Genomic DNA, 11809 nt, shown 5'->3' with positions numbered 1-11809 from the left:
GACGGAACAACATGAACACAATTAACGCGGGCAAAGCCCAACGCAGAAGATATTTTCTTCTTGCGTTATTTTCTTTGTCGTCGATGGCTCTGGCGACCTTGTTAACTTTCTTCGTTGCGCAGCGCCAGCTTGAGGCGCAAATTATCCAGCAGACGGTACCGATTCAAAATGCTGTTGAAAGTTTACTCGCCGAAGCGCAGGACGTTGCCCGAAAGGCCGATCAGTGGATAAATAAAAAGTGCGATGCGCGGCTTCAGAACCAGCTCAATACGCTAACGGCCCACGAAATGCGAATGCTGGTGGTTAACCTGCTGAATAAAGACCGAATATATTGCTCCTCGCTTCTTGATAACATTGGTCATCGGGTGAACCTCAGCAGCTTTGGTACGGACGGCATTAAAATTGATAATACAATGGCTTCGGTGGGTATTCCCGTTTTGTCGTTATACCAGCGTTTGCCGGGAGGGGGAGTGATCGTCTCCGCCGATCTTCGTTATCTGTGGGGGATCATGGGAAATGCCAATCTCGATCGGCGATTCGTCTTACAGATTAACGATAATCTTCTGACCAAACAGGGCATTTTAAAAGGGCAAGAGGCGGAGAGGATCCTGTCGGACTATACCCGGCACGAGGCCTCCGATTTTTATACCCTCTCCTGGCGTTTACCTGACAGGCACGAGGTCTGGCAGGAGATCGGCCAGTCCTGGATATATCTCTTTCTGATTATTGCTCCGTCTTTCTTGCTTACGCTGTTGGCCTGGATGGTCATGTCACGCCGTCGTTCACTTGAACAGCATCTGGCTACCGCAATCATTAACGATCATATTAAACCGCACTATCAGCCTATTATTTCCGCCAGCGATAATCGCGTCATCGGCGCGGAGATCCTGGCGCGCTGGGAACACCATGACCTCGGGTTTGTCAGGCCAGATATTTTTATTCCCCTGGCGGAGAAAAATCATCTTATTGGCATGATGACCGAAAATTTGCTTAATCGGGTGCTGGCTGACTGTCGTCAGGCGGGAAATATCTGGCCGCAAGACTTCATTTTTAATGTCAATATCAGCCATTCTCATCTGTCGCTTGACAGCTTTAGCGCATTTACTACCTGTTTTGCACAACGTTTTCGTGAGATGGGATTACGGCTGGTTTTTGAATTTACGGAAAATGAACGAATTGAGATGAATGACGATCTTCTGAATAAGATTAAGTTTATTCGTGAAAAGGGCGTATCGATTGCTCTGGACGACTTTGGCACCGGTTTTTCGAATCTGTCATGGATAAGCACGCTCAACCCGGACAGCATCAAGATAGACCGTATGTTTATCAATCAAATTTCACCCGCCGCTTCAACGCCGTTAATCAACTGCGTGATTGCCATGGCGAAGCAAATGGGCATTAAAACGGTGGCCGAAGGGGTGGAATACGATTATCAGGTTAGCTGGCTGCTGGAGAACAATATCGACTTTTTCCAGGGGTATTATTATTCAAAGCCGCTTCCCTTCAGTGCCTTCGTGGAGTATTGCTGCGATCGTGACGCGGCCTCTCATGCCTGAATGAGGCGAGGAAAATACGCGTAAAAAAATGCCCGCGTGAAACCACGCGGGCATTTTTATTCTCTCGGCCAGGTTACCAGGTAAGGTTCGGTTCCAACCCGGCCTCGCAGATGATTCTGTTTTTACCGCTACGCTTTGCCTGGTAAAGCAGCGCATCTGCGGTAGCCAGCATCAGCTGAACATCTTCTTCCCTGCACTGGCAGAACCCGGCGCTGAATGTGACCTGCTCAGGGCCATTGTCCCATTTATAGTGCTCGACCGCTTTACGCAGTGTTTCCAGAGCATGCAGGGCGACGGCGGGCGCAACGTCCCGGAATACTACCGCCAGCTCCTCGCCGCCGTAGCGGAAGAGAAACATTCCCTGATGGTGAAACGCCAGCATTGCCATGGAGGCCATCCGCTTTAGCACCTCGTCGCCGATCGGGTGTCCCCAGATATCGTTTATCGCTTTGAAATTATCAATATCAATTATCGCCAGATAAAGATGTTTATCCTGGCTGCTTTCCTGTAGCAGCTTGTCAAACGCCCGCCTGTTGTACAGGCCGGTTAAACCGTCCTGGATCGATTCCTTCCTGAGTTTATTACGTCTCTCAGAGAGATGATTCAGTGCCGATGGCAGGCTGACATGCCTTGTGTCGTCGCCGTTTTGCACCAGCTGGCCGGTAAAATGTTTTTCAATACGATTGGCATTTGCACGCATGCGGATCCAGCACAGCTGGAGCATGAGCAGCGAGAATACCGCCGCGTACAGTACCGCGCTGCTTTCGTCGTTGATCATCCCATTGAGAATGCTTTTCGGAACTTCATAAACAATGTACCAGTTGGGATGCGTCAGGGAGGCGTAGTAATAGGCTGCCTCAACGTTTTCATAGAATCCTACTTCGCCGTTGAGATCGGTTTGGCTGGGTATGACCGCAGGCGGCGTGCCGGCAATAAACGTCCCGTCATGCGCCACCAGTGACAGTTTACCCCTGGACGGGCCCACTGAAACTTTCAGCAGGTCCGTCAATACCTGAGGATTTATCGAGAGGGATACGACCCCTTCCTGTTTGGTATTTTTATAAAAGATCGGTAAAGAGATACTAATCCACGGCTGATTATTAAAAATATCACGATAGGGGAGGGTAAATTCCGGCCGTAAACCGTAGGTTGCCCTGCGTATGAACCAGGGGCGCTCGCGTGGATCAAAGCTAACATCGAGCTTTCTGGAAAACGTTTGGGGCAGCAGAAGATAGTGTCCCTCCATGTCGCTCACGGTCAATGCGCCGCTGTGTGGGAGCATCTGAAAGGTATTGAGCATTTTAGTCTCATTCTTCCCACTAATGATGGTCGCTAAGGATTCATTCGCACCGATGGTTTCCGCGATAAATTTTGTCTCTTCTTGATATCCGGTTAGCCGCTGGAGTACATAGTTGCGCATGTTGCTAATATAATCATCGTTCATCTGATGGTATGAATTAGCAATAATGACCCGTTGACTCAAATAAAAAAGGGCGAATAAGAATATTGAGCAGATGGCCAGACCTAAAAACAGGCGGTTAAGCGTTGCATAAATACTCAAGTTTTTCATTGATTATCGTCCTTCTTGCCGCCGTCACCGTTGATATTATTTTTCCCTGATTTCTTTGCCCGATAGAGCAATTTATCCACCGCCGCGACAAAGGGAGCCAGCTTTTCTCCCTCCCACTGCTTTATCCCGGCGCTGAACGACACGGATGAGAGATTATCTCGCCATTTACGTGCGGCAAATGCATGCCTGAAGGTTTCCAGCGCGCGTTTAGCCTCTGCAAAAGAGAGCCCCTGGAAGAGGATTGCAAACTCTTCTCCGCCATAGCGATACACGCGTATGGCTTCGCTCTCGAGAGACTGGATCGCCATGGATGCGAAGACACGAAGCACATCATCCCCAATGAGATGACCATACGTATCGTTGATGAGCTTGAAGTTATCGATATCCACCATCGCCAGGGAAACAGGCAAATCAGGGCGCTTCAGTGCGTCATGGAGATCGCGGTCGAAGACGCGACGATTTAATAAGCCCGTCAGGCCATCCGTTTTCGCGCAGGTTTCCATCATCCCAAGCTCGTTGCTGCTCTTACGGATCTGTTCTTCAAGAAGATTATCCACGCTGCTGCTGTGGCCCTTGAGCTTGTTCAGGAGGTTGAAGTAGAAAATCTGTAGGATTTCGAGCGACCGCCACCAGCAAAACAGCAGAAACAGCAGCATCGTCAGAAGCGTGATCGCCGGCAAAACGCTTTCCCGGTAAAGCGTTTCCGCGAGGACTTTATCATCAACCGCCATGAGCACGGTCCAGTGCGGTTCGCGCATTTTGCTATAGTAGAAACGTTTTCCGTTGAGGGTTTGGCTTAGCACTCCGCTGTTCCCCTCCAGGGCCGTGAATGACTGCTGCGGCAACGTCTGCCAGCGTTTTTCGTCACCAATCACCAGGTTGCCGCGCTCGTCGAGAATATAGAGATCGGCCGGCATGGTATGGCGCATTTTTTCATAGAGAACGCCGAGCCTGAGCAGGTTGACGTCCATACCAATCACGGCGTAATAGCCGTTTTCGATAAAAAGCGCCCTGGACACGGAGAAAACGCGCTGGCCCGTTTGCAGATCGCGATATCCTCCCGAATATTTCACGCTGGAGAGATCGTCGGTGGGGCGTACAAACCACGGCCTCCCGCCTGGCTTCAGGCCGGTTTCCAGCTCTAACGACGGTACGGCTAAAAAGCGGCCCTTTGTATCCCCGATGTAGACTGACGAAACCGCAGGAATAAGCCCAAAGGCACCCATGAGATTTTCTCGCAGATGGATTTTCTCGTTAAAGAGACTATCAGGGCTCTTGCTTTTTTCGAGAAGCCTCGTCAGGTTATTAAATTTCCTCTCAACGTACCGAATAATATACTCAATTTCATTTTTCTTATCTTCGGTTATCTGTAGTGAAATATTGTCATAAACTCTTTCTTGATTCTTCCACTGAAGAACGTTTGCAATTATGCCGCCCAGCGCAGTCGTTAGGATTACAATAAAGAACGTAATGTGAATCTCTTTGCGGAAATTATTTTTCCGCCTCGGGAATATGTTTTTCACTTCAACCACACTAGTTAACATTAAAATTACAAGTAAAAAACAGGTAACTCTTTAAAATAGGATTTATAAAGTAAGTCGGCGATTTTATATGTCTTTAAGGCATTTTTAAAGCAAAAATGATCGCCAATTCCGATCGATTTTAAGGTATTGATAAGTCCTATCAATGATCCACAATCGATCGGCCTGCTCGATCTTAGCCGGAAGGAATAATTAAAGTTATTCAGTCAAACAGTAAATTTAAGTCTTTTATATTAAAGCGCTTTGTAAAATTTACGGCGGGTTGAGGGAAACGGAATTATATTGCGCGCGGGGAGATAAAAAACGCTTTTATGACTCGGGGAGAGAATTAAAATCCAGATCTAGGTTTCGCTTCATGGCGTTGCAGAATATGCCATGCAGTCAAATGATTATTTGTAAATTCATCACCTCTTTTCCGGCAGGAAATTATTCTGTTCAATCGTTGCGAGCGTCGCTATTTCGGGGCGCGTATGTAGCTGGACAAAGTCTGAACAGAAACACAACGCGCCCACGAGCGTTAACGTGGTGGGAAGCGGTAACCGCTTACAGCGACTTCACAAACGCCAGCAGATCTTCATTGAGCTGGTCCTGGTGGGTCAGCGCGAAGCCGTGCGGCGCGTTGTCGTACACCTTCAGCGTGGCGTTGTTGATCATCTCCGCCGCCAGCTTGCCGGTGGTTTCAAACGGTACGATCTGGTCGTTGCTGCCGTGGATCACCAGCGTCGGCACGTCGATTTTCACCATATCCGGGCGGAAGTCGGTCTCGGCGAAGGCGGTCACGCAGTCGATGGTGCCCTTCAGAGACGCCAGCAGGGCGATGTTCAGCGTCTGCGTCAGGGCACCCGCGGAAACGGTCTGTCCGGCGTTGGTGCCGTAGAACGGCGTGGCGAAATCGCTGATGAACTGGGCGCGATCTTTACGCAGTCCGTCGCGAATACCGTCGAACACGCTCTGATCCACGCCTTCCGGGTAGCTATCGGATTTGCCGAAAATCGGCGTTACCGCGCCCAGCAGCGCAAGCCCGGCCACGCGTTCGCTGCCGTAGTTGTTGATGTAGCGCGTCACGTCGCCGCCGCCCATGGAGAAGCCCACCAGCGTCACGTCGCGCAGATCCAGGGTGGTAATCAGGTCGTTAATGTCGGACGCAAAGGTGTCGTAGTCGTAGCCGTTCCACGGTTGTTCGGAGCGGCCAAACCCGCGACGGTCAAAGGCGATGGCGCGAAAGCCGCGTTCGGCCAGATAGTTCAGCTGGCTATCCCACATGTCGCCGTCCAGCGGCCAGCCGTGGCTGAAGAGGATCGGTTTGCCCGCGCCGCAGTCTTTGTAGTAAATCTGCGTGCCGTCTTTTGCCTTAAACAGTGCCATAGTGTGTTCCTGTGCAGGTGATTGTTATGGTTATACCGGCGCGACCAGATAGCGAATTGCCGGTGATGTTGTGCCCTGATGAAAAGCCAGAACGCGGCTTTGCAACAGGAGGTCATTCATGGTGTGGCGTTCCTGCTGGCGCAAATGCTCGATCCAGGAACCCATCAGGAAAGTCTCGATAAACAGCCCCGGACGTTCGATATCCTCGTACACCGCCCAGCTCATCGCCCCGGCGCGGCGGCGTACCCGGCGTAGCTCGTGCACGGCCTGCAAAAACGCTTTCGCGTTCTGTGGGTCGATGATGTACTCGTGCGACACCAGCACCGGGCCGCGCTCGTTCGGCAGCTCAATCTCCACGCCGTCCAGCGGCTGGCCGCTGAGGTCGAGATTTAAATCCGGATCTTTCTCCAGCTTCCAGCGGAACACCGTTGCGCTCGCCAGCACCATGCCCAGCGTGGCGACCACCAGCGAGGTCGGGGTGCCAAACTGCGAGGCGAGCTGGCCCCAGACGGCGCTGCCTGCGGTCATCGAGCCGAAGAACACCGTCAGATAAACCGCCAGCGCCCGGGCCTTCACCCAGCGGGCGGCGCTGCGCTGCGCGCCAAGGTTGAGGGTGGAAAGCACCGCAATCCACGCGAAGCCGGTAAGGAACTCAAACAGGTTCAGCAGCCAGAAGTGGCGCACGAACGCCAGCGCCAGCATGGTGATTGCAAACGTCAGGCTGGCGGCCACCATCAGGCGGTCGGCGTTCAGCCGCTGGCGCAGGCGCGGCAGCAGGATGGCTCCGGCAATCGCCCCCAGGCCGATACACGCCAGCATCACGCCGTAGCCCGCCGGGCCTAAGCCCAGCTCGCGGCGCGCCACCAGCGGCAGTAACGCCCAGCCCGCGCTGCCGAAGACAAAAAAGGCCACGGTACGCACCAGCACGTTGCGCAGCACCGGGGCGGCGTGCACGTAGCGGATGCCGGACCGCACCGCAGAGAAGAAGTGCTCCGGCGGCAGGCGCTGCACGGACGGCGCCGGACGCCAGCGCCACAGCACCCACGCCACGCCCATTACGGAGAGTGCGTTCAGGGCAAACACCATCCACGGCCCGGCCAGCGACAGCAGAAAACCGCCCAGCGCGGGGCCAATCGCCCGGCTGATGTTGACCCCGAGCGAGTTAAGCGCCACGGCGGAACCCAGCTCGGGCTTGCTCACCAGGTCAGGCACAATCGCCTGGAACGGCGGCGAGCTCATGGCCGCGCCCACGCTCAGCAGAAACGTTGCCGCCAGCAGAACGGTGGGGGTGACGTGTCCGGTAAAAGAGAGCACCGTCAGCCCAGCGGCGGCGATGAACACCCACAGCTGGGAGAAGAGCAGGTATTTACGCCGGTCGACGATGTCCGCCATCACCCCGGACGGCAGGGCGAAGAGGAACATCGGCAGGCTGCTGGCCGCCTGCACCAGCGCGATATCCAGCGGATCGGCGCTGAGCGTCAGCATGCTCCAGTTGATGCCGACGTCGCTCATCCATGAGCCGACGTTAGAGACCACCGTGGCGATCCACAGCATGCGGAACACCGGCTGGCTCAGCGGCTGCCACGGCGAAGCCGCAGGTGCGGGCGTCGTCTCGACGTGTGCGTCGCGAACGTCGTTAACCTGGGTCATGCGAACCTCTCCGTCGCCTTACGCTGCAACCGCCACTGGCCTGGCCCGGTGAGGGCGAGGGTGGTGAAGATAATCAGCAGCAGCCAGCCAAACTGCCCCTCGGCAATCGACCAGCCCGGGTGGACCACCAGCATCGCCACCAGCAGCACGGCGATAATCGGCAGGCACGCCAGGCGGGTGTAGACGCCTGCAATGATAAACAGCGGGCAGATGACCTCGGCGACGATCGCCGGGATCAGGCTGGCATACGGCCCGAAGCCAAACGGATCTTCGATGCGCGTCAGCTCTTCGCTAAAGTGGAGCACCTTCGGCAGGCCGTGCACGTAAAGCAACAGCAGGCTGCCGGTCAGGCGCAGGAAAAACAGCCCCGGATCGATCCGGGGCGAAGCGTCATAATGTTTCATCAGAATGCAAAGCAGCTGCAACCCAGCGCCCCCCAGAAAGCGTTATCGTCGGATACCGGCATCTCTGACGTGCGGGCAAAATCATGCTGGTGGCTGTGAACCCCGCACGGGCCGCTACAGTGGTGAGCCACACTCATACCCACGCGTGCGGCCTGCGGCGGCGCGCTGCGGTAGTGGCCCGGCACTTTCACCACCGGGGACCACTCGGGCAGGACCGGAATGGCCGGCGGCGCGAGCGGGCCAAAGGTGCCAGCGGCATAGACGATATCGCCGTTCACCACGGTGAGGACGGACTCAATGCCCTTGATCTCCTCTTCCGGCACGCGGAAGTAGTCTTTGCTGAGCACCGCCAGATCCGCGAGCTGGCCCGCTTTGATCTGCCCCTTCTGATTCTGCTCGCTGGAGAACCACGCGCTGCCCTGGGTCCAGAGCATCAGGGCGGTATCGCGATCCAGACGGGCGCTGTGATCGTACATCTGCATCCCGCCAACGGTACGACCAGAGACCAGCCAGTAGAGCGCGGTCCACGGGTTGTAGCTCGCCACGCGGGTGGCGTCGGTGCCTAAGCCCACCGGCACGCCGGTCTCAAGCATTTTGGCCACCGGTGGCGTGTGGCGAGTGGCTTCAATGCCGTAGCGCTCGGCAAAGTACTCGCCCTGGAAGGCCATACGGTGCTGCACGGCAATGCCGCCGCCCAGTTCTTTGATGCGGTCGATATTGGCCTGCGATACGGTTTCGGCGTGGTCGAAGAACCAGTGCAGCCCGTTGAACGGAATGTCGCGGTTCACCTTCTCGAACACGTCCAGCATGCGGCTGATGGATTCGTTGTAGGTGGCGTGCAGGCGGAACGGCCAGCGGTGCTCCACCAGATGGCGCACCACGCGCTCCAGCTCGTCCTCCATGCCCGGCGCGAGATCCGGGCGCGGCTCGAGGAAATCTTCAAAGTCGGCGGCGGAGAAGACCAGCATCTCGCCCGCGCCGTTGTGGCGGAAGAAGTCGCTGCCCTGGCCCGGCGTGAGCATGTCGGTCCATTTTTCAAAGTCTTCCAGCTCGTGGCCCGGACGCTGGGTAAACAGGTTATAGGCGATGCGGATAGTCATCTGCTTTTTCTCGTGCAGCTCGGCAATCACCTCGTAATCTTCCGGGTAGTTCTGGAAGCCGCCGCCCGCGTCGATGGCGCTGGTCAGCCCCAGGCGGTTCAGCTCGCGCATAAACTGGCGCGTGGAGTTGACCTGCTGCTCCAGCGGCAGCTTCGGCCCTTTGGCGAGGGTTGAATAGAGGATCATGGCGTTCGGGCGGGCGATCAGCATCCCGGTCGGGTTGCCGTTGGCGTCGCGCTGGATCTCGCCGCCCGGCGGGTTCGGCGTATCCCTGGTATAGCCAACCACCTTCAGCGCGGCGCGGTTGAGCAGGGCGCGGTCGTACAGGTGCAGAATGAAGACCGGGGTATCCGGCGCGGCGTCGTTAATCTCATCCAGCGTCGGCATACGGCGCTCGGCAAACTGGAACTCGCTCCAGCCGCCCACCACGCGTACCCACTGCGGCGACGGCGTGCGCAGGGCCTGCTCTTTCAGCATGCGCAGGGCATCAGCCAGCGACGGCACGCCTTCCCAGCGCAGCTCAAGGTTGTAGTTCAGCCCGCCGCGGATAAGGTGCAGGTGCGAATCGTTCAGGCCGGGGATGGCGGTGTGGCCTTTCAAATCAACCACTTTGGTGCCGTCGCAGTGGTGTTGCATCACCTCGGCGACGGTACCCACTTCCAGAAATTTTCCGTCGCGCACGGCAACGGCCTCCGCGAGGGGATTCTCGCGATCGACGGTGTGAAACTGGCCGTTAACCAGAATGAGATCGGCTTTACCGAGGGTAACCATAATAGCTCCAGACTAAGAGGGGAATGGTCAGGATTATGGGAACCGGTTTCGGGAAAGATCCAGTTATACAATAGGATAGGTATACCAAAGTATAACTATACCTAAGGTTAACTATACGAAGAGATAATTACGCCCCGGCGGCGCGGGTCATAGGATGAATGCGATTTTATCGGCGTGTCTTTCGCGACGATTTTAACCTTTAACCTCACTGGATAATCTTATGACCACTTCAAAGCTCGAAGTCTTAACCCCTGCCAACTGTCAGATCATCTTCATCGACCACCAGCCGCAGATGGCGTTTGGCGTGCAGTCTATTGACCGCCAGGTGCTGAAAAACAACACCGTAGCGCTGGCGAAAGCGGCAAAAGTGTTCAACATCCCGACCATCATCACCACCGTTGAAACCGAAAGCTTCTCCGGCAACACCTATCCGGAGCTGCTGGACGTGTTCCCGGGCCAGGACATTCTGGAGCGTACCTCCATGAACTCCTGGGACGACCAGAAAGTGCGTGACGCGCTGAAGGCCAACGGCAAGAAGAAAGTGGTTGTCGCCGGTCTGTGGACTGAAGTGTGCAACAACAGCTTTGCCCTGTGCGCGATGCTGGAAGGCGACTACGAAATTTATATGGTGGCGGACGCGTCCGGCGGCACCTCCAAAGAGGCCCACGACTTCGCGATGCAGCGCATGATCCAGGCGGGCGTGATCCCGGTGACCTGGCAGCAGGTCATGCTGGAGTGGCAGCGTGACTGGGCGCACAAAGAGACCTACACCGCGGTGATGGATATCGTGCGCGAGCACTCCGGCGCCTACGGCATGGGCGTGGACTACGCCTACACCATGGTGCACAAAGCGCCGTCTCGCCAGAAGAGCGAGCACCGCACCTTAGCGCCGGTCCCGGCACGCTAAGCCTCGTCGGCGGGCTGGTCCCTCATCCGGCTCGCCGCGCCTTTTTCTCTGGAGTTCTCAATGAGTACAGGGTTGATATCCCTCGCGGCAGGCGTATTGATTGGCCTGATGTACGCCGTGCTGAAGGTGCGGTCCCCCGCGCCGCCCGCGCTGGCGCTGATTGGCCTGCTGGGCATGCTGGCAGGCGAACAGGCGATGCGTCATCTTTTATCCCGCGATAATCCGGCTGCCGTGCAGGTGACGGTTCCCCACGTTCAACACCCGACCGGAGCGTCATCATGAAGGCCTGGATTATTTCGCTGGTGTGCGGGGTCGCGGCTGGGGTACTTTACGCCCTGCTCGACGTACATTCCCCGGCGCCGCCGGTCGTCGCGCTGCTAGGCCTGTTCGGCATGCTGGTGGGTGAACAGCTGATCCCCATCGGGCGTCGTCTGGTGAGCCGCGAACCGCTGACCCTGGCCTGGTTTCGTCATGAATGCGTACCGAAAATCAGCGGTACTGCGCCCCCCGCGCCCGCGAAGGAAAGCCGCGACGCGTAACGATTTGTTTGAGGAAAGACAGCATGACGCTGCCGTGGCGCATTGCCATCATCGATGACGAACGCTCTGTTCGCAGCGGGCTCAGTAATCTGCTGCAATCGGAAGGGTATGCTACCGATACCTTCGATTCGGCAGAGGTGTTTTTAAGCCACCCTCTCGCCCTGTCCGGCGCGTCGCTGGTGATCGCCGACATCAAGCTGCGCGGCATGAACGGCATCGAGTTGTTTGAGAAGCTGCGGTTGCTGGCCGCGCCGCCGCCGCCAATACTGTTTATCTCCGGCCATGCTGATGAAAATATGCAGCGGTATGCACTCAGTCTGGGCGCCGCTGCATTTTTGCGTAAGCCGATTAACATCGATATTCTGCTGGATCATATTCAGCGGGAGCTGACCCGCCGACAATAAGG

The 11809-nt window shown here is 56.1% G+C and carries 11 protein-coding genes; 5 read left to right on the top strand and 6 right to left on the bottom strand.

Annotation, left to right across the window (positions count from 1 at the left end; all coding sequences use genetic code 11):
- The first annotated feature begins 11 nt into the window (after positions 1-11).
- Entirely contained in the window at positions 12-1556 is a 1545-nt protein-coding gene (locus tag N5C09_RS15365; RefSeq protein ID WP_279749348.1) for an EAL domain-containing protein, read from the top strand.
- A gap of 73 nt (positions 1557-1629) precedes the next feature.
- Here the strand turns inward: N5C09_RS15365 and N5C09_RS15360 are convergent, their stop codons facing one another.
- The 6 genes from N5C09_RS15360 to N5C09_RS15335 form a co-directional block, all read right to left on the bottom strand.
- The gene (locus tag N5C09_RS15360) at positions 1630-3126 is read right to left on the bottom strand and encodes a diguanylate cyclase (RefSeq protein ID WP_279749347.1); all 1497 of its coding nucleotides are present in this window, start codon (positions 3124-3126) and stop codon (positions 1630-1632) included.
- Positions 3123-4658: a sensor domain-containing diguanylate cyclase gene (locus tag N5C09_RS15355; RefSeq protein WP_279749346.1), complete on the bottom strand. Its 1536-nt coding sequence runs from the start codon at positions 4656-4658 to the stop codon at positions 3123-3125. Before N5C09_RS15355 ends, N5C09_RS15360 begins: the two co-directional genes overlap by 4 nt.
- A gap of 552 nt (positions 4659-5210) precedes the next feature.
- On the bottom strand, positions 5211-6032 hold the full coding sequence (locus N5C09_RS15350) for an alpha/beta hydrolase (RefSeq protein ID WP_279749345.1): 822 nt from the start codon (positions 6030-6032) through the stop codon (positions 5211-5213).
- Positions 6033-6062: 30 nt separating this feature from the next.
- Complete coding sequence (locus N5C09_RS15345) at positions 6063-7682, bottom strand: MFS transporter (RefSeq protein WP_279749344.1); 1620 nt, start codon at positions 7680-7682, stop codon at positions 6063-6065.
- Complete coding sequence (locus N5C09_RS15340) at positions 7679-8086, bottom strand: DoxX family protein (protein ID WP_063450788.1); 408 nt, start codon at positions 8084-8086, stop codon at positions 7679-7681. Before N5C09_RS15340 ends, N5C09_RS15345 begins: the two co-directional genes overlap by 4 nt.
- Positions 8086-9957, bottom strand: coding sequence for an amidohydrolase (locus N5C09_RS15335; protein ID WP_107534614.1), 1872 nt, complete (start codon positions 9955-9957; stop codon positions 8086-8088). The genes N5C09_RS15340 and N5C09_RS15335 overlap by 1 nt, the downstream gene beginning before the upstream one ends.
- A gap of 220 nt (positions 9958-10177) precedes the next feature.
- On the opposite strand from N5C09_RS15335, the gene N5C09_RS15330 reads away from it, so the two are divergent.
- The 4 genes from N5C09_RS15330 to N5C09_RS15315 are packed head-to-tail and all read left to right on the top strand — an operon-like array spanning position 10178 to position 11807.
- Positions 10178-10864 carry a hydrolase gene (locus N5C09_RS15330; protein WP_023315321.1) on the top strand — a complete coding sequence of 229 codons (687 nt, stop codon included), beginning with the start codon at positions 10178-10180 and terminating at the stop codon, positions 10862-10864.
- 60 nt (positions 10865-10924) lie between these two features.
- A complete protein-coding gene (locus N5C09_RS15325) occupies positions 10925-11146 on the top strand; it encodes a DUF1427 family protein (protein ID WP_003863054.1) in 222 nt (73 codons plus the stop codon).
- Positions 11143-11403 carry a XapX domain-containing protein gene (locus N5C09_RS15320; protein WP_003863056.1) on the top strand — a complete coding sequence of 87 codons (261 nt, stop codon included), beginning with the start codon at positions 11143-11145 and terminating at the stop codon, positions 11401-11403. The genes N5C09_RS15325 and N5C09_RS15320 overlap by 4 nt, the downstream gene beginning before the upstream one ends.
- Before the next feature lie 23 nt (positions 11404-11426).
- Complete coding sequence (locus N5C09_RS15315; RefSeq protein WP_045894247.1) at positions 11427-11807, top strand: response regulator; 381 nt, start codon at positions 11427-11429, stop codon at positions 11805-11807.
- Positions 11808-11809 lie beyond the last annotated feature (2 nt).

The sequence above is a fragment of the Enterobacter sp. GD03975 genome (assembly GCF_029838645.1).
In the GTDB taxonomy this organism is placed as follows: Bacteria; Pseudomonadota; Gammaproteobacteria; order Enterobacterales; family Enterobacteriaceae; genus Enterobacter; species Enterobacter quasihormaechei.
This window is presented reverse-complemented; position numbering and strand designations above follow the sequence as displayed.